General features: G+C 70.3%; 20 protein-coding genes. 14 read left to right on the plus strand and 6 right to left on the minus strand.

Annotated elements, in window-relative coordinates:
* Positions 1-40 precede the first annotated feature (40 nt).
* From IQ210_RS38515 to IQ210_RS38555, 9 genes are all read left to right on the plus strand, one after another.
* A complete protein-coding gene (locus tag IQ210_RS38515; RefSeq protein ID WP_194083906.1) occupies positions 41-1285 on the plus strand; it encodes a D-arabinono-1,4-lactone oxidase in 1245 nt (414 codons plus the stop codon).
* A 111-nt stretch (positions 1286-1396) separates the two neighbouring features.
* Positions 1397-2641, plus strand: a complete 1245-nt coding sequence (locus IQ210_RS38520; protein WP_194083907.1) for an ROK family protein — start codon at positions 1397-1399, stop codon at positions 2639-2641.
* 208 nt (positions 2642-2849) lie between these two features.
* A complete protein-coding gene (locus tag IQ210_RS38525) occupies positions 2850-4106 on the plus strand; it encodes an ABC transporter substrate-binding protein (protein WP_194083908.1) in 1257 nt (418 codons plus the stop codon).
* 20 nt (positions 4107-4126) lie between these two features.
* Complete coding sequence (locus IQ210_RS38530; protein WP_194083909.1) at positions 4127-5092, plus strand: carbohydrate ABC transporter permease; 966 nt, start codon at positions 4127-4129, stop codon at positions 5090-5092.
* Positions 5089-5964, plus strand: coding sequence for a carbohydrate ABC transporter permease (locus IQ210_RS38535; protein ID WP_194083910.1), 876 nt, complete (start codon positions 5089-5091; stop codon positions 5962-5964). The genes IQ210_RS38530 and IQ210_RS38535 overlap by 4 nt, the downstream gene beginning before the upstream one ends.
* A 28-nt stretch (positions 5965-5992) precedes the next feature.
* Positions 5993-8866, plus strand: a complete 2874-nt coding sequence (locus IQ210_RS38540; protein ID WP_194083911.1) for a glycoside hydrolase family 2 TIM barrel-domain containing protein — start codon at positions 5993-5995, stop codon at positions 8864-8866.
* Between the two features lie 124 nt (positions 8867-8990).
* Positions 8991-9986 (plus strand): ABC transporter ATP-binding protein, encoded by a 996-nt coding sequence (locus IQ210_RS38545; RefSeq protein ID WP_194083912.1) that lies wholly within the window; start codon positions 8991-8993, stop codon positions 9984-9986.
* A 1-nt stretch (position 9987) separates the two neighbouring features.
* Positions 9988-10791: an ABC-2 family transporter protein gene (locus IQ210_RS38550; protein ID WP_194083913.1), complete on the plus strand. Its 804-nt coding sequence runs from the start codon at positions 9988-9990 to the stop codon at positions 10789-10791.
* A 23-nt stretch (positions 10792-10814) separates the two neighbouring features.
* A complete protein-coding gene (locus tag IQ210_RS38555) occupies positions 10815-11597 on the plus strand; it encodes an ABC transporter permease (RefSeq protein WP_228049283.1) in 783 nt (260 codons plus the stop codon).
* 60 nt (positions 11598-11657) lie between these two features.
* On the opposite strand, the gene IQ210_RS48045 is transcribed toward IQ210_RS38555, so the two are convergent.
* On the minus strand, positions 11658-13658 hold the full coding sequence (locus IQ210_RS48045; protein WP_194083915.1) for a DUF11 domain-containing protein: 2001 nt from the start codon (positions 13656-13658) through the stop codon (positions 11658-11660).
* A 132-nt stretch (positions 13659-13790) separates the two neighbouring features.
* Between IQ210_RS48045 and IQ210_RS38565 the strand changes: the two genes are divergently transcribed.
* Entirely contained in the window at positions 13791-14345 is a 555-nt protein-coding gene (locus IQ210_RS38565) for a hypothetical protein (protein WP_194083916.1), read from the plus strand.
* Positions 14346-14386: 41 nt separating this feature from the next.
* On the opposite strand, the gene IQ210_RS38570 is transcribed toward IQ210_RS38565, so the two are convergent.
* Both IQ210_RS38570 and IQ210_RS38575 read right to left on the minus strand, forming a co-directional pair.
* Positions 14387-15748: an MFS transporter gene (locus IQ210_RS38570; protein WP_194083917.1), complete on the minus strand. Its 1362-nt coding sequence runs from the start codon at positions 15746-15748 to the stop codon at positions 14387-14389.
* A complete protein-coding gene (locus tag IQ210_RS38575; protein WP_194083918.1) occupies positions 15745-16353 on the minus strand; it encodes an ArsR/SmtB family transcription factor in 609 nt (202 codons plus the stop codon). Before IQ210_RS38575 ends, IQ210_RS38570 begins: the two co-directional genes overlap by 4 nt.
* A 116-nt stretch (positions 16354-16469) precedes the next feature.
* On the opposite strand from IQ210_RS38575, the gene IQ210_RS38580 reads away from it, so the two are divergent.
* The 3 genes from IQ210_RS38580 (at position 16470) to IQ210_RS38590 (ending at position 20055) form a co-directional block, all read left to right on the plus strand.
* Positions 16470-17789 (plus strand): jacalin-like lectin, encoded by a 1320-nt coding sequence (locus tag IQ210_RS38580; protein WP_194083919.1) that lies wholly within the window; start codon positions 16470-16472, stop codon positions 17787-17789.
* Positions 17790-17873: 84 nt separating this feature from the next.
* Positions 17874-19415, plus strand: coding sequence for a hypothetical protein (locus IQ210_RS38585; protein ID WP_194083920.1), 1542 nt, complete (start codon positions 17874-17876; stop codon positions 19413-19415).
* A gap of 55 nt (positions 19416-19470) precedes the next feature.
* Complete coding sequence (locus IQ210_RS38590; protein WP_194083921.1) at positions 19471-20055, plus strand: TetR/AcrR family transcriptional regulator; 585 nt, start codon at positions 19471-19473, stop codon at positions 20053-20055.
* Positions 20056-20074: 19 nt separating this feature from the next.
* Here IQ210_RS38590 and IQ210_RS38595 read toward each other — a convergent pair whose 3' ends face one another.
* From IQ210_RS38595 to IQ210_RS38605, 3 genes are read right to left on the minus strand one after another with little or no spacing between them, the layout of a single operon-like run.
* On the minus strand, positions 20075-20875 hold the full coding sequence (locus tag IQ210_RS38595) for an isocitrate lyase/PEP mutase family protein (RefSeq protein ID WP_194083922.1): 801 nt from the start codon (positions 20873-20875) through the stop codon (positions 20075-20077).
* Between the two features lie 31 nt (positions 20876-20906).
* Complete coding sequence (locus IQ210_RS38600; RefSeq protein WP_194083923.1) at positions 20907-21365, minus strand: hypothetical protein; 459 nt, start codon at positions 21363-21365, stop codon at positions 20907-20909.
* A 55-nt stretch (positions 21366-21420) separates the two neighbouring features.
* Complete coding sequence (locus tag IQ210_RS38605) at positions 21421-21789, minus strand: VOC family protein (RefSeq protein WP_194083924.1); 369 nt, start codon at positions 21787-21789, stop codon at positions 21421-21423.
* 79 nt (positions 21790-21868) lie between these two features.
* On the opposite strand from IQ210_RS38605, the gene IQ210_RS38610 reads away from it, so the two are divergent.
* Entirely contained in the window at positions 21869-23260 is a 1392-nt protein-coding gene (locus tag IQ210_RS38610; RefSeq protein WP_194083925.1) for a hypothetical protein, read from the plus strand.
* The last annotated feature ends 7 nt before the right edge of the window (positions 23261-23267 follow it).

A 23267-nucleotide genomic window follows, 5' to 3' on the forward strand; every position in this document is an offset into this window, starting at 1 on the left:
GAGGGTCAATGCACACGCACTCACGTGGAGGGACGCAGGAATGACGGAGACGGTCACCAACTGGGCGGGCAACATCACGTACACCGCGAAGGAGCTGCACCGGCCCTATTCGCTCGACACCCTCGCGGCGCTGGTGGCCGGGAGCGCGAAGGTGCGGGTGCTGGGCAGCGGACACTCCTTCAACGAGATCGCCGAGCCGGGCGCCGAGGGGACGCTGCTCTCCGTCGCCGGGTTCCCGCCGGTGATCGACGTGGACTCGGCGGCGCGGACCGTGCGGGTCGGCGGTGGCGTGCGGTACGCGGAACTCGCCCGCATGGTCGACGCGCACGGGCTCGCGCTGCCCAACATGGCGTCCCTGCCGCACATTTCGGTCGCCGGGTCGGTCGCGACCGGGACGCACGGCTCGGGCGTGGGCAACGGCCCGCTGGTCGGCGCGGTGCGCGAGGTGGAGCTCGTCCTCGCCGACGGCTCGACGGTCACGATCGGGCGGGGTGACCCGCGGTTCGGCGGTGCGGTGACCTCGCTGGGCGCGCTCGGGGTCGTCACCGCGCTGACGCTGGACCTGGAGCCGTCGTACGACGTCGAACAGCACGTCTTCACCGAACTCCCCTTGGAGGGACTGGACTTCGAGACGGTGATGTCGGCGGCGTACAGCGTCAGCCTGTTCACCGACTGGCGGGCGCCGGGCTTCCGGCAGGTGTGGCTCAAGCGGCGGGTGGACCAGCCGCTCGCCGACTTCCCCTGGGCCGCGCCCGCCACCGAGAAGCTGCACCCGGTGCCGGGGATGCCCGCGGTCAACTGCACCGAGCAGTTCGGGGTGCCCGGCCCCTGGCACCAGCGACTGCCGCACTTCCGGGCCGAGTTCACCCCGAGCAGCGGGGCGGAGCTCCAGTCGGAGTACCTGCTGCCGCGCGAGTACGCCGTCGAGGCGCTGCACGCGGTCGACGGCATCCGGGAGACGGTCGCCGGGGTGCTCCAGACCTGCGAGGTGCGCACGGTCGCCGCGGACGAGCAGTGGCTGAGTCCGGCGTACGGACGGGACACGGTGGCCCTGCACTTCACCTGGATCGAGGACACCGCGGCCGTGCTGCCCGTCGTACGGCGGCTGGAGGAGGCGCTCGACGGGTTCGGGGCGCGGCCGCACTGGGGGAAGGTGTTCACCACGCCGGGCGCGGTGCTGGCGGAGCGCTACCCGCGGCTCGACGACTTCCGGGCGCTTGCGCGTGACCTCGACCCGAGCGGTAAATTCGCCAACAGCTTCGTGCGGGACGTACTCGGCGACTGACTTTATAAAGCCCCTTTCCTAACCCCTTGTCGAAAGGTCGCGGCGGTCATAGCCTTGCCGCGCGCCGGTGCCGACGTCGTCCCGGCATGAGCGAAGGGACGGGGCTACCCGGTGAAGCGCACCTCACGTGACATCCGCACCGCGAACCGCTACGAGGTGCTGCGCCAGATCATCGCCGCATCGCCCACCTCCCGGCAGGAGCTGGCGGCCGCCACCGGGCTGAGCCTCGCCACCGTCGCCACGCTCGTCGGTGAGCTGCTCGACCTGCGGATGATCACGGAGGTCGGGTTCGAGGACTCGGCGGGCGGCCGCCCCCGGGGACTGGTCGCGGTCAACGCGTCGGGCGGCGCGCTGATCGGCGTCGACATCGCGGAGACGTACGTCCATGTCGAGCTGTTCGACCTCGGGCTGAACGTGCTCGCGCGCGCCGAGGAGGACGTCCGGCCGAGCGAGAGCCGGCCCGAGCAGGTGGTCGGGCATGTCGCCGCGGTCGTCGGCTCGGTGGTCGCGCAGGCCGGGATCGAGGGGGCGCGGGTCCTGGGGGTCGGGGTGAGTGTGCCGGGCCAGGTGGACCGGGCCACCGGTATCTCGGAGTACGCGCCCAACTGGGACTGGCACGACGTGCCGCTGCTCGACCTGCTGACCGAGCACATCGCCTACCCCCTCTACCTCGACAACCCGTTGCGCGCCTCGGCGGTCGCCGAGCTGTGGTTCGGGGCGGCGCGCGGGCGCGGGGACGCCGTGGTGGTCAACCTCGGCACCGGCGTGGGCTCCGGGCTGATCCTCGGCGGCGGGCTGCACCGGGGCGTCAGCAACAGCGCCGGGGAGTGGGGCCACACCACCATCGTGCTGGACGGCCGGCTGTGCCGCTGCGGCAAGAACGGGTGCGTGGAGGCGTACGTCGGCGCGTCCGGGATCATGCTGACGCTGCGCGAGTCGAGCGCCGACAGTCCGCTGCTGCACCCGGAGGACCAGACGGCGACGATCGCCGCGCTGGCGCGGGGGCTGGCCGAGCGGGACCCGGTGGCGGTCAAGGTGGTCCGCGACACCGTCCGTTATCTGGGTGCCGGCATCGCCGACCTGGTCAACCTGTTCAACCCGGAAGTGGTCGTGCTCAGCAGCTGGGTCGCGGCCGCCCTCGGCGAGCCCCTGGTCGAGGAGGTGCGCGGGGCCGTCGCCCGGCACGCGCTGCCCCGGCCCAACGCCGCCACCGAGATCGTCCTCTCCCCGATCCCCACCGACCCGGTGTGCCTGGGCGCGGCCACGTTCGCGCTCGAAGGGGCACTGCAGTCGGTCGGGCAGAGGCAGCAGAAACGCACCCCGTCGGCGCGAGCCAAAGCACACCACCGGCAGTAACCCCGGCCACCGGAAAAGGGGGTCGCGGGCCGCCGGGACGGCGGTCCGCACCTCGTGACGTCCGGCATCCCGAACGTCACGCAACGCTTCGAACAGACTTCGTCCAACCCCTTGCCGAAGCCTTAGCCGAAGGTTAACGTCCCGCACCGCAACTCCTTTTGAGCCATTGGCGCTGAGCCGCAGCCGTACTCGAGACAAGGACGTCAGCATGTCGGCATTGAGCAACAACAACTGGTCCCGCCGATCCCTCTTCCGGGCCGCAGCGGGTATGGCGGCCGCCGGCTCGCTGGCCGCGTGCGGCGGCAACACCGGCCGGAGCAGCTCTGGCGACAGCCTGGTGCAGTACTTCCACGCGTACGGCGAGGCGGGCACCGAGCAGGCCATCAAGCGGTACGCCAAGGCCTACAAGGACGCCAACGTCACGACCCAGTGGATCACCGGCAGCAACTTCGAGAACAAGCTGTTCCCGGCCCTGCTCACCAAGAACGCCCCCGACGTCTTCGAGTTCCACCCGCAGCTTCAGCTGGTGACGAGCGGTCAGGTCGCGGACCTGTCCGACATCATCAACCCGGTCAAGGACGACTTCAACCCGGCCGACATCGCCTCCCACACGGTCGACGGGAAGATATACGGCGTCCGGATGATCGACGACCCGCAGTTCTTCTACTACCGTCCCTCGCTGTTCGAGAAGGCGAAGGTCGAGGTCCCCCAGACGCTGGAGGAGCTGATCGAGGCCGTCAACAAGCTGACGACGGACAAGGTCAAGGGCGCCTTCCTCGGCAACGACATCACGCCGGTCCAGAGCCCGCTGATCTGGTCGGCCGGCGCGGACACCCTGAACGAGAAGAACGAGATCGCGTACCACACGGACGCCGTGGCCGAGGGCCTGGGCCAGCTCCGCAAGCTGTTCACCAGCGGCAACCTGCTGCTCGACGCCCCCGCCGACTGGTGGGACCCCTCCGCCTTCACGCAGGGTCTGACGGCGATCCAGTGGTGCGGCATGTGGGCCATGCCGGTCATCCAGAAGGCGCTCGGCGACGACGTCGGCATCTTCCCCTTCCCGAAGGTCGGCTCGGCCGGCAAGTTCTCGGTCACCAACGGCGGTTGGTCGATGTTCGTCAACGCCAAGGGCGACAACGTCGACGCGGCCAAGGAATACGTCAAGTGGCTGTGGATCGACCAGAAGGAGTACCAGGAGGACTGGGCGCTCTCCTACGGCTTCCACATCCCGCCGCGCACCTCGATCGCGCAGTCGGCGACCAAGCTCAAGTCGGGTCTGCCGGCCGAGGGCGTCAAGCTCTTCAGCGAGTACGGGCACTTCGACAACATCGGCTGGACGCAGGCCATGATCGCCGCGGTCAACGACGTGATCGCCAACTCCGTGCGCAAGGGCGGCAGCCCGGAGGCCGCGCTGGACGCCTGTGACAAGAAGGTCAACGCCGAGCTCAAGAAGCTCTTCGGATAGACCGGCGGACGGACCTCGACATGTCGACCACCACCAAGATCGACCTCGCGAACCCCGCCCCGGCCAAGCCTGCGAAGGCGCGGCCGCGGCGGGGCCTGCGGGCCAACGCCACGCTCAACTTCTGGCTGTTCACCGGGCCCTTCCTCATCGGCCTGATCGTCTTCGTGTTCGTGCCGATGGGCTGGAGCATCTACCTCAGCTTCTTCGAGGCCCGCTTCACCGTCTCGCCGAGCAGCTTCATCGGCTTCGACAACTACCGGGCGATCCTCGACAACCCCGACTTCACCGGGGCGCTGGTCACCTTCACCGTCTTCGCCGCGTTCATCGTGCCCACCACCTGGGCGCTCTCGCTGGGCCTGGCGCTGCTGGTGCACCGCATCCGGTTCATGAAGGCGTTCTTCCGGTCGGTGTTCTTCCTGCCGACCGCCGTGTCCTACGTGGCCGCCGCGCTGATCTGGAAGATGTCCATCTTCAACGGCGTCCGCTTCGGCATGGCGAACACGATCCTGAGCTGGTTCGGCGTCGACAACGTCGCCTGGCTCGCCAACCCCGACCCGCCCTGGTACTGGCTGGTCATCGTGACGCTGCGGCTGTGGCTGCAGGCCGGCTTCTACATGATCCTGTTCCTGGCGGCGCTGCAGAACATCCCGGCCGAGCTCTACGAGGCCGCGTCCATCGACGGCGCCAAGCCGGGCTGGCAGACCTTCCGGTACATCACCCTGCCGCAGCTGCGCGCCACCTCCACCGCGGTGATCCTGCTCCTGCTGATCGCCGCCTACCAGGCCTTCGACGAGTTCTGGAACCTGCTGAGCAAGGCGACCTGGGGCCAGCCGCCGCTAGTCGAGCTGTACAAGACGGCACTGGGCGAGAACCAGGACTACGGCCAGGGCAGCGCGGGCGCGGTCATCCTGACCCTGCTCATCCTGATCATCACGCTGTTCCAGGGCAAGATCATGGGCTTCGGAAGGGGTGAGGAGTCCAAGTGACCACCACCGCACCTGACGTCAGGAAGACTCCCGCGAAGAAGAAGCGCGGCGGGGTCATCGGCAACACCGGCCTCTACATCGCCACCGGCGTCGCCGCCCTGCTGTTCCTGATCCCCTTCTATCTGATCGTCCGCAACGCCCTGATGACGGACCCGGAGATCACGGGCGAGAACTGGAAGTGGTTCCCCACCGACATCCAGTGGGGCAACATCACCGAGCCGTTCAAGGACGAGACCGTCGACTTCGGCCGCGCCCTGTGGAACTCGTGGGTCGTCGCCCTCCTGCACACCAGCGGCATCCTGCTGATCTGCTCGCTCGCCGGTTACGGTCTGGCCCGCATCCCGTTCAAGCACGCCAACAAGGTCTTCTACGCCGTCCTGGTCACCCTGATGATCCCGACCGCCGTGACCTTCGTGCCCAGCTTCGTGCTGGTGTCGTCGCTCGGCTGGGTGGACACCTACCGCGGTCTGATCATCCCGGGCCTCTTCAGTGGTTTCACCTGCTTCCTGTTCCGGCAGTACTTCCTGGGATTCCCCAAGGAGCTGGAGGAGGCGGCGCGCGTGGACGGACTCTCGTACTGGGGGGCGTACTGGCGGGTCGTCGTGCCCAACTCGCTGAACTTCTTCGCGGCCATGGCCACGATCACGTTCATCAGCGGCTGGAACTCCTTCCTGTGGCCCCTGGTCATCGGCCAGGACCCCAGCGCCTGGACCATCCAGGTCGCGCTGTCCGCGTACATGACCAACCAGACCGTGAACTACCACCTGATCTTCATGTCCACGGCCATCTCCATCCTGCCCCTGGTCCTGGTGTTCCTCTTCCTCCAGCGCTGGCTGGTGCAGGGGATCGCGCAGACCGGCATCAAGGGCTGACACCACTTCCCGAAAGACCTGGAGACCGATGTCCTTCCGCACCACCGACGTCGACTACGTAGAGGACGTGTCACCGGGCAGCGGGGCTCTCCCGCCCCGCGCCTGGTACGCGTCCTCGGACGCCAAATCCCTTTCCTTGAACGGCAGCTGGCGCCTGAGGGTGTCCCCGACCGCCGACGCCGAGGACGACTCGTTCGCCGAGGAGGGATACGACGCCGGGGACTGGGCCGAGGTCACGGTCCCCGGGCACTGGGTCCTCCAGGGCGACGGGGCCTTCGGGAAGCCCATCTACACCAACCATCTCTACCCGTTCCCGGTGGACCCGCCGCACGTGCCGACGGAGAACCCGACCGGCGACCACCTGCACGTCTTCGACCTGCCGGCCGACTGGCCCGCGCTCGACGAGGGCGGTGCCGTCCTGCGTTTCGACGGCGTCGAGTCCTGCGCCCGTGTCTGGCTCAACGGCACGGACATCGGCGAGTTCAAGGGCTCGCGCCTCGCGCACGAGTTCGCGGTCGGGCATCTGCTGAAGCCGGCCGGCAACGTCCTCGCGGTCCGCGTCCACCAGTGGTCGGCCGGCTCCTACCTGGAGGACCAGGACCAGTGGTGGCTGCCCGGCATCTTCCGTGACGTCACCCTGCTGCACCGCCCGGCGGGCGGCGTCCTCGACTTCTTCGTGCACGCCGACTACGACCACGTGACCGGCGAGGGCACCCTGCGCGTCGACTCCGACGTCGACGGGCGGGTGCTCGTGCCGGCCCTGGACATCGATGTCGCGACCGGTGAGCCGGTGACGGTGCCGGTCGAGCCGTGGAGCGCCGAGGCGCCGAAGCTGTACGACGGTGAACTGGTCACCGAGGGCGAGCGGGTGCCGCTGCGGATCGGCTTCCGCACAGTCGTCCTGGAGGACGGCCTCATCAAGGTCAACGGCCGGCCGATCCTCTTCAAGGGCGTCAACCGGCACGAGTGGCACCCGCGGACGGGCCGCGCGCTGGACCTGGAGACCATGCGCGAGGACGTGCTGCTGATGAAGCGGCACAACCTCAACGCGGTCCGCACCTCGCACTACCCGCCGCACCCGGCCTTCCTGGACCTGTGCGACGAGTACGGCCTGTGGGTCATCGACGAGTGCGACCTGGAGACCCACGGTTTCACCGAGCAGGACTGGCGGGACAACCCCGTCGACGACGACCGCTGGACCCCGGCCCTCCTGGACCGCGCGGCCCGCGTGGTCGAGCGCGACAAGAACCACCCGTCGATCGTGTTCTGGTCGCTGGGCAACGAGGCCGGCACCGGCCGCGGCCTGACCGCCATGGCCGAGTGGATCCACCGCCGGGACACCTCGCGCCTCGTGCACTACGAGGGCGACTGGAACTGCCGTGACACGGACGTCTATTCGCGGATGTACGCCAACCACACCGAGGTCGAGGCCATCGGCAAGGAGCTCGACGGCGGCACCCTCAAGCGGCGTCAACTCCCCTTCATCCAGTGCGAGTACGGGCACGCCATGGGCAACGGCCCGGGCGGCATCGCCGACTACCAGGAGCTGTTCGAGAAGTACGACCGCATCCAGGGCGGCTTCATCTGGGAGTGGATCGACCACGGCATCGAGCACGCCGAGCTGGGCTACGCCTACGGCGGCGACTTCGGCGAGGAGCTGCACGACGGCAACTTCGTCTGCGACGGCCTGATCTTCCCCGACCGCACACCGTCCCCCGGGCTCGCCGAGTACAAGAAGGTCATCGAGCCGGTCCGCATCGAGGGCGACGGCGCCGACGGCACCGTACGCGTGACGAACAAGTACGACTTCGCCGATCTGTCGGCGCTCGCCTTCGACTGGTCGTACCAGGTGGACGGCGAGACGGTGGAGTCCGGCTCCCTGTCGGTGCCCGCACTGAAGCCGGGCGAGTCCGCCGATGTGAAGCTGCCCGAGCCGCCCGCTCACCAGGACGCCGCGGAGACCGGGTGGACGGTGCGGGCGACGCTCGCCGCCGACACGGCGTGGGGCGAGCGCGGGCACGAGGTGGCGTGGGGTCAGTTCCCTGGCTCCGTACGGGCGTTGCCGTCCGTGGCGGCCACCGACGGACCCGTGCGCGACGGACGGACGATCACGCTCGGCCCGGCCGCGTTCGACGCCCGCACCGGCGCACTGCGGTCGATCGGCGGAGTGTCCGTCGAGGGGCCGCGCCTCGACGTGTGGCGGGCGCCCACCGACAACGACGAGGGCACCGAGTGGGTGTCGGGCATCCAGTACTCGGCGCTGTGGCGCACGCTGGGCCTGCACCGGATGCGGCACCGACTCGACGCGGTGGAGCTCACCGACGACGCGCTGACCGTGCGGACGCGGGTGGCGCCGGCCGCCCGTGAGGTGGGGCTGGCCACGGTGTACCGGTGGACCTCCGACGGCAGCCGGCTGAGGCTGACGGTGTCCGTGGTGCCCGAGGGCGACTGGAAGGTGCCGCTGCCCCGTCTCGGCATCCGGCTCGGACTCGCCGAGGCCGACGCGGTGACGTGGTTCGGCGGCGGTCCCGGCGAGGCGTACCCCGACACGAGGGCGGCGTCGCGCATCGGCCTGTGGAAGTCGACCGTGGACGGCCTCCAGACGCCGTACCTGCGTCCGCAGGAGAACGGCGCCCGGGGCGACGTCCGTTGGGCGGAGCTCGGCGGTCTGCGGATCGAGGGCGACCCGGAGTTCGCGTTCAGCGCCCGCCGCTGGACGAACGAACAGCTGGAGGCGGCCTCGCACCTGACCGACCTCAAGGCCGGGGACACGGTGTGGGTCAACCTCGACCACGGTCAGCACGGCGTCGGTTCGCAGTCGTGCGGGCCCGGCCCGCTGCCGCAGTACCAACTGACGGCCGCACCCGCCGAGTTCTCGTTCGTGTTCTCGACCGACGAGTAAGAAGACCATTAATCGATTGACTGATTGATCGACTTTCCGACACCGTCGGAACGTAGTCCGCGGCCGATCGGCGCTTCTGCCGATCGGCCGCAACTTCGTTGTGCCCAAAAGGAGTTGATGCCACTTGGATGCCAGCATCGAGGTCCACGGACTGTCCCGTACCTTCCACACCACCGTCCGCCGTCCGGGCTTCACGGGAGCGGTCCGTTCCCTGGTGAACCCGGAGCGGGTCGCCAAGCACGCCGTCACCGACATCACCTTCGACGTCGCCCCCGGCGAACTCCTCGCCCTGCTCGGCCCGAACGGCGCCGGCAAGTCCACCACCATCAAGATGCTCACCGGCATCCTCACCCCCACCTCAGGGCACGCCCGGGTCGCGGGCGTGGTGCCGTACGAGGAACGGGAGCGCAACGCCCGTAACATCGGGGCGGTGTTCGGGCAGCGCACCCAGCTGTGGTGGGACCTGCCGGTGCGGGAGTCGTTCGCGATCCTGCGGGACATCTACGAGGTGCCGAAGGCCGAACACGCCGCCCGGCTCAAGGAGTTCGACGACCTCCTCGACCTGTCCTCCTTCTGGGACACCCGGGTGCGCCACCTCTCCCTCGGCCAGCGCGTGCGCAGCGACCTGGCCGCCGCCCTCCTCCACGATCCGCCGGTCGTCTTCCTGGACGAGCCCACCATCGGCATGGACGTCGTGGTGAAGGAGCAGGTGCGGGAGTTTCTGCGGCACCAGGTGACCGAGCGCGGCCGGACCGTGCTGCTCACCACCCACGACATGACCGAGGTCGAGCGGCTGGCGGAACGGGTCGTCCTCGTCAACCACGGGCGGCTCGTCCTGGACGGCACCCTCGACGAGATCCGCCGCAAGTTCGGCTCGACCTGGCAGGTCCGGGCGACGCTGGCCGACGCGCACACGGAGGTCGCCCCGCTGCCGGGCATCGCCCTGCTCCAACGGACCGGTCCGCAGGTCGTGTTCGGTCCGGACGGCCCCGACGCCCCGACCGTGCACCAGGCGCTGAAGGCCGTCATCGAGCACCACGAGGTGACGGACATCGCCCTCGACGAGGCGGACCTCGAGGACGTGATGCGGGCCGCGTACGTCCATGTGGAAGAGGTCTGACATGGCCGTGCTCCACGCCTGGCGCGCCGCCCGCGTCACCCCGCTCGGCGAGCTGCACACCCCGCCCCGGATGACCGCCGTACTGCTCCGCCTCACCGTGCAGATCGTGCTGGTGGCATCGCTGTGGCACGGCCTGTACGCCGACACCGGCACCACCGCCGGACTGGACCGCGACCAGGCGGTGACGTACGCCGTGCTGGCCGTCCTCGCCTCCAGGATGCGGGAGTTGGACCAGTACGCGGGCCGCGACACCGTGCTCCAGCACATGCACTTCGGCACGATCGTCTACTGGTACCTGCGCCCGCTGCCACCGCAGCGCTACCACGCCCTGCGCGCGCTCGGCGAGAAGCTGTACGGGTTCGCGTGGGCGCTCGCCGGATACACGGTGTGCCTCACGGCCGGAGTCGTCGAGCCGCCCAAGTCGGCGGCGACGGCAGGGGTGTTCGTGCTGAGCCTGCTGCTCGGCCAGCTCGTCCTGTACTACGTGCTGCTCGTCCTGGACCAGATGTGTTTCTGGACGGTCCGCAACAACGCGGCGATGCTGATCCTGATCTTCGCGCAGAACCTGCTGTCCGGCGTGTACGCGCCCCTGTGGTTCTTCCCCGGCTGGTTCGTGACGCTGAGCGCGTTCCTGCCGTTCCAGGCGACGCTCAACGTGCCGCTGTCGCTGTACATCGGCCGCATCCCGCTGTCGGACGCGGGACTCCAACTCGCCGTGCAGGCCGCCTGGGTGGTGGCGCTGCACCTGTTCACCCGGTTCCTGTGGCGGCGGGCCGCCCTTCGTGTCATGTCCCAGGGAGGCTGAGGACCGTGCAATCCCTGCGGATCATGTGGCGCATCACGCTGCTCAACTTCCGTGCCCAGCTGGAGTACCGCACCGAGTTCCTGCTGATGGTCGCGATCGGCGCGATCTGGCAGGTGTCGGTGATCGTGTTCGCGACGGTGCTGCTGGCCCGGTTCACCGGGATGGGCGGCTGGGACAGCTCCGAGGTCCTGCTGATCCCGGCGACCCGGATGCTGGCGCACGCCCTGTTCGTCCTCTTCCTGGGCCGGGTGCACGGCGCCGGCCGGCAGATCCAGGAGGGCAGGATCGACACCTACCTCCTGCGCCCGATGCCGGTGCACCGCCAGCTCCAGCTGGCCTTCTTCCCCACCAACGCGATCGGCGACCTGACGGTGGCGGTGGGCCTGATGATCGGCGCGCTCAGCCGGAGCGAACTGGACTGGACACCGGGCCGGATCGGCTATCTGATCGCCGCGGTCATCGGCGGCCTGTTCCTGGAGGCGGCTCTGTTCACGGCGCTGGCCAGTGCGTCGCTGCGCTTCCCGGCCGCCGACTACTGGAGCTACTGGCTGGAGGAACTGCTCGGCACGTTCGGCAGCTATCCGCTGAACGTCCTGCCGCGCGCGGTGGGCGGCTTCCTGACCTACGGCCTTCCGCTCGCGTTCGTCGCGTACTTCCCGGTCGCCGTCCTGACCGGGCACGGCCATGACACCGGCGCCCCCTACTGGCTGGCGGCGGCATCGCCGCTGCTCGGGGTGCTCGCGTATCTCGGGGCACGGTGGCTGTGGCGGTGGAGCCTGAGGCACTACAGCGGCATCAACGGCTGACGTCCATGGCCGGGCCCCCTGAGGGCGGCCCGGCCATGGACGCGGTGTCCGGGGTGACCCCTAGGGACAGCTGAGACGGGTGTCGCCGGTGTCCGTCGTGCAGGTGTCGGTGCCGAACCCGCCGTTGGCGGTGTCGTTGCCGGAGACGCCGTCGACGGTGTTCAGGCGGTCGTTGCCGTAGTTGCCGATCAGGTTGTCGTTGCCGGGGCCGCCGTTGAGGGTGTCGTCGTTGAAGCCGCCGTCGACGCGGTCGTTGCCGTAGTTGCCGTACACGGTGTCGCTGCCGTAGCTCGCGTTGATGCTGTCGTCGCCGCCGAGGCCGCAGATCACGTCGGTGCCGTAGGTCCCGGTGATCGTGTCGTTGCCGCTGGTGCCGATGCGGGTGCAGCCGCGGGCGTTGTTGACCGTGGTGGTCACCGTGGCGGTGTTGTTCGCGGTCGCCGGGTCGGTCTGGGTCGCGGTGACCGTGGCCTTCTCGGTGAGGGTGCCGGTGGCCCGGGGCTCGGCGACGACGGTCACGGTGGCCTTGGCGCCCGGGGCCAGGGTGCCGAGGGCGCAGGAGACGGCGGTCGTGCAGGTGCCCTGGGAGGGGGTCGCCGAGATGACGGTGCCGGCGGGGCCGGTGAGGGTGTCGGTGAGGGTCACGCCGGTGGCGCTCGTGGTGGTGCTGGTGTTGGTGACGGTCACGGTGTAGGTGGCCCGGTCACCGATGCTCACCGTGGTGGTGCCGGTCTTGGTGACCGAGAGGTCGACGCCGGTGGGCGGCGGCGGGGGCGGCGGGGTGCCGGTGCCGCCGAGGTAGCGGGCGAGGGCGCGGTCGTCGCTGGTGTCACCGGCCGCGACGATCTTGCCGTCGGTCTGGAGGGCGAGGGCGCCCACCCTGTCGAAGGCGCCGAAGTCGGTGGTGGTCCGGCCGGCGGTCGCGAAGCCGGTGTCGGCCGTGCCGTCGGCGTTGTAGCGGGCCAGGGCGAAGTCGCCGCCCGTGGAACCGCCGGCGAGGATCCGGTCGTCGGGCTGGACCGCGAGGTCGTTCACCGCGGACGTGGGGCCGAAGTCGGTGGTGACGACGCCGCCGGTGCCGAAGCCGCCGTCGAGGGTGCCGTCCAGGTTGTAGCGGACCACGGTGAAGTCCTCGCCGGTGGCACCGGACATGAGGATCTTGCCGGTGGACTGGACGGCCACGGTCTCGCCCCAGTTGTAGCCGCCGAGGTCCGTGGTGACCTTGCCGTCGCCGCCGAAGGTGGTGTCGAGGCTGCCGTCCGGGTTGTAGCGGGCCAGCGCGAAGTCGAACGAGGTCTCGCCCGAGTAACCGGCCATCACGATCTTGCCGTTCGGCTGCACCACCATGTCCTTCGCGATGGCGCCGCCCTCGTCGAAGAAGGAGGTGTCGACCACACCGTCGCCGTCGAAGGAGGTGTCGACGGTGCCGTTCGGCAGGAGGCGCACCAGCGCGAAGTCGCCGCCCGCGCGGGCCCCGGCGAGGATCTTCCCGTCGGACAGCACCGCGACGCCGGCCGCGTCCTCGGCACCGCCCGCGAGGCCGGGGCTGATCCAGCCGTCGCCGCCGCCGAAGGAGGTGTCGAGGCTGCCGTCGGTGTTGTAGCGGGCCACCGTGAACCAGCAGCAGCCGGCGAACTCGTCGTCGGTCTCCTGATGGCGCCCGACCACGACGATCTTCCCGTCGTCCTGGAGCGCGACCCCCTGGGCGATGTCCTCACCGAACTCGAAGTCGGTCAGCACCTCGCCGTCGCCGCCGAAGGAGGTGTCCGGGGTGCCGTCGGGGTTGTGGCGCATCACGGTGAAGTCGGACGCGTCGAAGTCGCCGCCCTGGCTGGAACCGACGGTGACGATCTTGCCGTTTCCGGCCTGTACGGCGACGTCCTGGGAGTCGGCGCGGTAGCCGTTCTCGACGACGACTTTCCCGCCGGTGCCGAACGCCGTGTCGAGGTCACCGGGTGCGGCGAGCGCGCTGCCCGGCAGGGCGACGACGAGCGCGAGCGCGGCGGCGCCCCGCAGGACCCCCGCGCGCAGAGATCCCCGTAGGGAGTCAAGGGTGGACATGCGCCCAGCTTCCGGACGTCCGTACGGCACGGTGGCGTGGCTGGCCGGTGTCTGGTCCCACTGGGCCGCACACTTCCACCCCACGGGGTGACCGGACCGACAATCGGCCCGCGCGGCATAGGGTCGGGCGCGATGGACGAGCGACAGGAAAAGGAACGGGCGTACGCCGCCGAGGGGGCCGTGTGGTCACGGCTCGCCGGGTTGCTGCCGGGCGCCGAGGACGTGGCCGAGATCCAGGGATGCTGGGACATCGGTGAGCAGGAGGCCGGTCTGTTCCGGCTGGTGGACCGGCTGTTCGAGCTGGGGCTGTCCGTGGACGACCGGACGCGGGCCGAGCTCGCGGCGATGGCCGAGCAGTGGGGCGTGTGGGACCAGCTGGCCGCGGACATCGTCGATCTCCCGGGTTTCGAGGGGCAGTTGCGGGTGGTCGAGGGCCTGGAGCCGGTCGACCGGGCGGGTGCTCCGGCGCTGGTGCCGTGGATGCGGTGCGAGCCGTGCGGTCGCATCCTCGCCCTGGAACACCGGCGTGAGGCGTGGGGCGCCCTGTCGTTCTCGCCGGTGTCGTACGTCGTGTCCGTCCCGGACGGCTCGGGCACCCAGCTCGTGATCGACGCCGAGGGACCGGACGCGGTGTGGCGGGCGCTCGACACGTTGACGGCGGGCTGCCGGGCGGCGGGGCGATGGTGATCGAGCACACGCGGGGGCGGTGAGAAGCCTGAGCTCGCCGCTCAGGCGTCGACGGTTTCGTACCGCTCCATGGAGTCCAGGCCGCGGATGCCCGGTATCGGCGACGGCAGCAGCCACAGCACCGACAGCATGCCGCCGACCGCCGCCACGACAAAGGTCGTTCGCAGGCCGACGCCGGTGGCGAGCGCCCCTCCGACGACGGCGCCGAGCGGCCGTACCCCGTAGTTGACGGTGCTGTACGCGCCGGTGACCCGGCTGCGCATCTCGCCCGGAATCGCCGCGGCCATCAGCGAGTTGAGGTTGACGTCGAACAGCATGACGCCGAGGCCGATGAGGAACTGGGCCCCGCCCAGCACCCCGGCACGCGCCCACATCGGACCGTCGGCCACGACCGCGAGGGCGAAGGGCGCCGGGAACAGCACGGCTCCCACGGCGACGGCACGGCCGATGCCGATCCGGCGCGACACCCAGGGCGCGAGCAGCGCGCCGACGAGGGAGCCGCTCGCGCCGATACCGAGCGTCAACCCGATGACGCCGGGCGGGAGTCGGAGCTCACGGTCGGCGAACAGCACGACCAGGCCGCTGCCCGTCAGGAACGTGAAGAAGTTGATGGTCGTCGTACAGCCGAGGCTGGCCCGCAGCACCGGGTGCCGAAAGACGAACACCAACCCCTCCCGGGCGCCGTGCCACACCCCCCGCCGGTTCCGGCGCTCCGGCACCGGTTCCTCGACCCGCACCCGGCGCAGCAGCAGCGCCGAGCCGAGGAAGGACACGGCGTCCACGACGACCGCGACCGGCGCGGTGAGCGCCTGCACGAGCCCTCCGCCCAGCGCCGGCCCGGCGATGAAAGAGGCCGAACGGGCCGCGCTGAACTTGCTGTTGGCGTCGACATACGACGAGGGCGGCAGCAGCCAGGTGAAGAGCGGCGTGAACGCGCAGCCCGCCAGCACGCTCGCGACGCCGCACAGCAGGACGACGGCGAAGAGGTGCGCGGTCGTCAGCGTGCCCCACAGGTAGGCCGCCGGCAGCGTCAGCAGCACCGCCGCGCGGAACACGTCGCACCCGATGATCAGCCGTCGCTTCCCCGCCCGGCCGTCGACCCACGCCCCCAGCAGCATGCCGAGCAGATTGGGCGCCCAGGCCAGCGCGGTCAGCCACGCCACCTGACCGGCGGAGGCATCCAGCGCGGTGACGGCGATGAGCGGCACGGCCACCTCGGAGACCCGGTCACCGACCTGCGAGACCGCGCTGCCGGCCCAGGTAAGGACAAAGGGCCGGTCACGCCAGAGGGAGCCGGTCCGCTCGGAGGCTTCCCGCCCAGAGGCGGCTCGACCAGAGGAATCTCCATCAGAGGCGGCTCGACCGGAGGCGGCTCGCGCAGCGTCATCTCGCCCCGGGGTCACTCCCCCTCGCCCGCTTCCGGCAGGGAGTACCGCAGCAGCCGTACGCCGCGCGTGCCCGGTGGGCGGTCGGCCGCGTCGCGTGTCACGTACGGCGCGAGTACGGCCTCCACGGCGTCCTCGATCGCGGCGAGTTCCTCGGCGGACACCACGACACGGGTGTTGGCCAGCCGGGCGACCCGGCGCCAGGCGGGCTCCAGTTCCGGCTCGGTCTCGGCCGCCCAGCGTTCGATCTGCTGGGCGCCCCGGGCGAACATCTCCATGCCGAGCGCCCGCGCGGCCGACAGCCCGTCCTCGTCGTCCGGCATCTCGAACCGGAACCCGCGCGCCACCGCCTCCCACCGCCGCTCCCGCCGGTCGCCGCTGCCCTCGGCGTCCCGCACCAGCCCGAAACCGGCGAGATGACGCAGATGCCAGCTGGTCACGGACGGGGTCGCGCCGACATGCGGGGACAACTGCGTGGCCGTGGCGGGCCCGTTGCGCTGGAGCCGCTCCAGGACGGCGAGCCGTACGGGGTGCGCGAGCGCCCGCATGGCCTTCGGGTCGGTGAGCTCGATGTCACCGAGACGGTTGCCGGACGTGCCTTCAGGACGATCGTCGGGTTCCATGACGTGAGAGTGTCCTCTCACAAAGTATGAGAGTCAACTCTCACGTCACCCATGAATGTTGAACAGTTTTCTCAACTACTCTTTTTAATCACTCGCGTTGACATGAACATGGGCCCATGAGACGACTCCTCGGCACCCTCGCGGCCGCGGCCCTGGCCCTCACGGGCCTCGCCGCCACCGGTACGACACCCGCCGCCGCTGCCACCACCGGCACCTTCAACGTGCTGACCTACAACGTCGCCGGCCTCCCGGAAGGCCTGAGTTCGGGACACCCGGAGACCAACACCCCGCTGATCTCACCGCGGTTGGCGCCGTACGACATCGTCAACGTGCAGGAGGACTTCAACTACCACGCGGCGCTGTACGCGGGCGACAACCACCCGTACCGCACCGCGACCAGCGGCGGTGTGCCCTTCGGCGACGGCCTCAACACCCTGTCGGACTACGCCTTCGACGACTTCGAGCGGGTGAAGTGGAACAACTGCACCGGCACCAACTGCCTGACGCCCAAGGGCTTCTCGCTGGCGCGGGTGCGGCTCGCCGAGGGTGTCTTCGTGGACCTGTACAACGTCCACACCAACGCGGACGACACCGACGACGCGCTGGCCGCCCGGCGCGCCAACGTCGAGCAGCTCTCCGACTTCATCCAGGCGAACTCCGCGGGCAACGCCGTGATCGTCATGGGTGACACGAACACCCGGTACACCCGCTCCGGCGACAACATCCGCACCCTGGCCGACGAGAACGGCCTCACGGACGCGTGGGTGCAGCTGGTGAAGGGCGGGGTGCGGCCGACGCAGGGCGCGGGCGCGCTGGTGTGCCCGACGACGGCGCCCACCAACGACTGCGAGGTCGTGGACAAGGTCCTGTACCGCGGCAGCAAGCTGTTCTCCCTCACCGCCACCCGCTACAACAACGAATGGGCGAAGTTCCTCGACTCCGCCGGCGGCAACCTCTCCGACCACTTCCCGCACACGGTCGACTTCTCCTACACCCTCAACTCGTCCCTGAAGGCGAGCGACTTCTTCGGCGGCCCGCACGGCACCGCGTTCAACGACGCGGACGACCTGCCGTCCACCGTCTCCCCGCGCACCCTCACCCTGCGCGGCGGCTCCCGCCTCGACGCGGTGTCGCTGACCCACGACGGCGGTACGGTGCTCGGTCACGGCGGTACGGGTGGCACGGCCACGTCGCTCACCCTGGCGTCCGGCGAGCACCTCACGTCGGTCAAGCTGACCCAGGGTCAGAAGGACGGCCGCACAAGGATCTTCTCGGCGGCGTTCACGACGGACAAGGGCCGCGCCCTGTCCTCCGGCACGGCGACCTCGGACACGAAGACCTTCACGGCACCGTCGGGCTGGCAGATCGCCGGCTTCACGGGCCGCGCGGGCGACGAGATCGACAAGCTCGGCGTGCTGTACGCGCCGATCGGCTGACGGGGCCGCAGCGCGGCCCGAGTTGGAGTTTCCGGCGTCCGGCCTGTACGTAAGGAGTGATCAGTACACGCAGGAGGGGGACCGGTGACGCCGGAGGCTCTTGGACCGTTCAACCGCCGGGTTCGCCTGGTCGTCGAGGTCCGCGACGACCAGGACGAACGGGAGCTGGCCGGCGGCCTGTTCGAGGCCCAGGGCTGGGGGGTGCGGCCGGTCCGAGACAGCGACGCGGTCACCCCCGACGACGGGTACGCGGCGTTCATCGTCGAGATACCCGTGCACGGCTCGCGCTGGACCGCACGCGGAGCGGCGGTCGAACGGCTGACCTCGCTCGCGGACCGGCGGAAGGTCGACGTGTGGGTGCGGGAGACCAAGCTGGTCCCGCGCAAGTCGGCCACGCCTCACACCACTTACCACGTGCATCACAAGGTGCCCGAGGGCGCGGGCCCCGTCCTTCGTCGGCTCGCCGAGCAGTGGATCGCCGTGGGCGGGTGGGACGTACGGCACACCCTGCATCTGCGCGGGGAGCCCACCGACGACCAACGCGAGCGGGCGCTGGCCGAGTTGGAGGCCCGCAACATCGGCGGCCGGCCGTTCGACCGGGAGGTGCATGACGTCCGCGTGGCGATGGGCCCGGCGAGCAACGGCACTCCGGCCGATCCGCGACGGCAGGCGCTCACGGCCGCGGTGATGATCGCGGTCGCCCTGGTGTGCCTGGCCTGCGGCGCGGTTCTCGGCGCCTTCGCGACCCCGTGGCGATGGGCGGCCCTGCTGCCTCCCGCCGGGCTCGCCTGGCCGGTGGGCGCCTGGCTGACCTCGAACGCCCCCCGGCCGTGGCCGGTCAGGCTGGGGTGCGGCGCCGTGTTCATGGCGGCCCTGACCTGCGGGGGCTACTTCTGGGCGAGCTCCCAAGAGGCGAGCCTGCCCCAGCAGTTCAACTGGCTCCTCGTCACCTTGGGCATCGGCTTCGTCGCCTTCGGCCTCTGGTACGCGCTCAGTGCGTCGTGGTTCAGCCGCAACGTGCAGTGGTTCCTGCCGGTGCTCGCCGCGCCGCTGCCGTTCGTCGTCCCGTGGGTCGGGGCGTTCCTGCACGCGGTGTACCTGGAGGACATGTTCGGCATCCCGGCGGACGCCGTGCACGTCGGCTTCTTCTGGCAGTACGCCGTGGCGCTCAAGCCCCTGGCCGTGGCGGTGGCGTGTGTCCTGACGGCCGTGGCGGTGGGCGGCTGGGCCCGGCACTTCAATGTGGCGCCGTCCGTGAGCGGCTTCTTCCGGCTGATGCTGGTGCTGGCCGGACTGGTCGCGGTACTGACGACGGTGACCCTGTCCCTGGACACGACGGAGAAGGCCGCCGAACGGGCAATGAACGCGGCATCCGAAGGCCGCCGTCCCCCCGCCTACTACGGCCTCCAGCCCGAACTGGTCTGCATCCACCCGCTCACCAAGCAAGTCCCGGTCATCAACGGCCCCGCCCCCAGCACCCACCCCGTCCTCTCCTTCCAGCCGAACGGCGACACCCTCTGGCTCTGGGACCCGTCCCGATCCCGCGGCAAGGACACCACCCGACATGCACTGCGCGTGCGGGCGGAGGACGTGATCCTGAGCCCGGCACAGGGCACACGCTGCTGACGCCTTTATGCACTAGCATGAAACCTAGGAACCCTAGGTTGCTGGAGACGCCCCCATGGCCCGCGCAGGAATCACCGCCGATCGGCTCACCGAGGCGGCGGCCGAGCTCGCTGACGAGGTCGGGTTCGACAAGGTCACCATGTCCGCGCTCGCCCGGCACTTCGGGGTGAAGGACGCGAGTCTGTACTCGCACATCAAGAACCTCCAGGAGCTGCGCACCCGCGTCGCCCTGCTCGCCGGGGCGGAGATGATCGACCGGATCGCCGTGGCCGTGGCGGGCCGGGCCGGCAAGGACGCGCTGGCCGCGTTCGCCGGGGCGTACCGGGAGTACGCGCTGGAGCGGCCCGGGCGCTACGCGGCCACCCAGATCCGTATCGACCAGGCCCTCATCGCCGACTCCCCCGACTTCCGCCGCACCGCCGAGATCACCTACGGCATGCTCCGCGCCTACGGCCTGGAGGAGCCCGACCTCACCGACGCCGTACGCCTGCTGCGCAGCACCTTCCACGGGTACTGCGCCCTGGAGTCCACCGGCGGCTTCGGCGCCGACCGTGACGTGCGGAAGTCCTGGGCCCGCGCGATCGACGCCCTGCACGTCCTGCTGGAGAACTGGCCCCGCGAGGCGTCCACGGACGAGTGAGCGGTGTGGGAGGCGCTCGTCAGGGCGTTCCGTCTCTGCCGAGCGCCACGACCTCCTCGTACGAGAGTGTGGCGCCCTGCGGTGAGCGGCCCTCCGCGACGGCCGTGACCGTCTCCAGCATCGCGCCCAGCGCCCGCCGGTACGGCAGCGAGCCGAGGCTGACCCGGCGGACGCCGAGGGCGGCCAGCTCGGGGAATGTGGGGCCGGTGGGCGAGTAGAGGATGTTGAGGGGGACGTCGAGGCGCTCGACCAGCGCGCCGATCGCCGCCGGGTCGGTCAGCCCCGGTACGAACACGCCGTCCGCGCCCGCCTGTTGGTAGGCGTCGAGGCGGTGCAGGGTGTCCACACCGACACCGACACCGACACCGACACCGTCGCCTTCGCCTTCGCCTTCGCCGAGCCAGTACGTGTCCGTGCGGGCGTTCACGAAGAGGTCCGGTGCCGCTGCCTTGACCGCGGCGATCTTCGCCGCGTGCACCTCGACCGGTCCGAGTCCGTCCTCCAGGTTGATGCCGACGGCGCCGACTGCCGCCAACTCCCGTGCGAACTCCGCCACTTCGTCGGGGTCGTCGCTGAATCCGCCCTCGGCGTCCACCGACAGCAGGAAGGGCTCCGTGCCCAGCGTCAACGCCAACCGCAGGGTCTCGTCCCGGGTGGCCGCCGCCCCGTCCGGCAGTCCGGCCGCCGCGGCGACGCCGAGGCTCGTGGTGCCGACGGCCGGGAAGCCCTGGGCGGCCAGCACCGCGGCCGAGGCGTGGTCCCAGGCGTTGGGCAGCAGGAGGGGCGTGTCGCCGTGGTGGAGTGCGGCGAAGGGCGTCACGACAGCTCACCCACCGCATCAGTCAGGAGCGTCACGACAGCTCACCCACCGCGTCGGCGTAGTACGTCGATCCCCTGAGGTGGCGGGCGAGTTCGCGGAAGCTCCAGCCCTCGCCCGGCGAGGCGTCGAGCTGTTCGTCGGTCAGTGCCTCCAGGCGGTTCGCCCAGATCCTGGCGAGCCGGGTGAGCCTGCTGCGGGCCTCGTCGAGGTCCTCCTGGGTGAAGGCCGCGAGGTCCGCCTCCGTGGTCACCGTGGACGCGTGCCAATGGTCCGCCTGCGGTTCCTCGCCCGCCAACCGGGCCTCCAGCTCGGCCAGATGATCGACCAGGTGGTCGGCGACCCGCCTGATCGCCTTGTGCGGGGTATAGACACGGTCGTCGATCTCGAAGAGTCTGCCGTCCCAGCGCGTCCAGGTCGCGGCCAGGGCGAGAACGTGATCGACCATGCCGGTGACGGCCTGGGCGGGGGTTTCGTGCGGGTGCTCGGTCATGGACGGCACGCTAGAGCCGTATCCGTTCGGCCCGCGCCGAAGTGTCCTCGCCCCCCTACTCCCCGCGCTCCCCCGCACTCCGCTCCACACAGAACTCGTTGCCCTCCGGATCGCCCATCACCACCCACCCGGTCCCGTCCGGCCTGCGCTGGTCGTCGACGACGGTCGCGCCGAGGGCAAGAAGGCGCTCGACCTCCTCGTCGCGGGTGCGGTCCTGGGGCTGGAGGTCGAGGTGGACGCGGTTCTTGACCGTCTTGGCGTCGGGGACGGTCACGAACAGCACGCCCGCGGACTCGATCAGCGCCATGGGGTCGCCGGGGTGGTCCTCCTCGTGGAGGGGCTGGTCGAGCACCTGGGACCAGAACGTCCCGAGGGTGTAGGCGTCGGCGCAGTCGATCGTCACATGGCGGATCAGAGAGGTCATGTGAGCGATCTTTGTGCACTGCTGTGAAATGAGGCAACCAAAGTGGCAACCTTCCCGCACTCGGCGGCCACTTGAAGGCATGACATCGGCACAACAGACCACCTCCCACCGCCGCGTCCGCGGCGCACGCAAGCCCCTGATCGCGGGGCTCGCCGCCACCGCCGCCCTCGTCGGCGCCTGGTACGCGACGGCGGGAGCCAGCACCACCGCCGCCTCCGGCCTCACCGTGTCCGCCACCTCGGTGACCCTGTCGGCCAAGTTCCCCTATCTGACGGCCGGTTACAACAACTCCCGCGAGTGGACGCGGACGGCGACGGCGGCCGCCCCCGACGGCACCCTGCGGGTGGCCTGGCCCGCCTCGGACGGCATCCATGTCACCCCGCTGACCGCGGCCGGCAAGCGCTCCGGTGCCGACACGATCGTCAAGGGCGCCAAGGAGGTCGGCGGTCTGGTCGCGCACAACGACGGGTTCGCGCTGCTCACCCGGGTCTCCGACACCAACAAGTGGAAGGAGACGGCGGCCGCGATCGTGCGCTACACGAACGGCAAGAAGACCTTCCAGACCAAGCTCACCGGCACGGCCACCCACGACACCTCGCCGACCCTCGACGGCCAACTCGTCTGGAACGGCACCAAGTACGGCGCCTACTTCGTGGTGCACGGCGCGGGCGGCTTCGCCGACGGGCACTTCGGCGACAAGATGCAGTACGTCACCGCGAAGGGCAAGAAGGCGAGCGGTGGCTGGAGTTGGGGTTGCAGCCACAACGAGGGCATCGCCCTGCACGCCGAGACCTCCGGCGCGTTCACGTCCCTCTGCTTCGACGACTGGCGCTCCGGTCTGTTCGTGTCGACCGGCATCGGCGCCCCCGACGACGCCCCCGTGGTGCAGCGCGAGCAGTGCTGGGCGGGCTACTGCGGCGGTACGTTCGCCGGCCGTACCGGCGATCTCGTGAAGTCCGCCTCCGGCCGCTACGCCACCGCCTTCGCCTCCCGCGGCGCCGCCTCGGCCAAGAAGAACCCCGACGACTCCAGCGGCCGCGGCTGGACGGTCACCCCCAAGACCGGCACCCATCAGGTCGCCGTCGCCTTCCTCAAGAACCGCAACACCCCGGCCGCGGCCAAGGCGATCCGGCTGTCCAGCACCACGGGCACGGAACACGTCAACGTCCGCCTCGCCCCGTACGGCAAGGACAAGCTCCTGCTCTCCTGGGAGTCCCTGAAGAACGCCAAGTGCAAGGACGGCACCTGCACCGGCACCTTCGCGGGCACGCATCTGCGTCTCATCGACTGGAACGGCACGTTCCAGAGCGCGGACAAGGTGGTCGCCACCCGGATCACCGGAGACATCGCGGTCGCCAAGAACGGCACCCTGACCTGGGCCTCCGTCCCGGTCACCCCGTCGTACGCGACCGCTCTCACGGGGGCGTCCCCGACCACGAAGACCCTGAAGATCACCCAGCTGACCCCCTGAGGGGTCC

It is taken from the genome of Streptomyces justiciae, from assembly GCF_015163075.1.
Classification (GTDB): Bacteria; Actinomycetota; Actinomycetes; order Streptomycetales; family Streptomycetaceae; genus Streptomyces; species Streptomyces justiciae.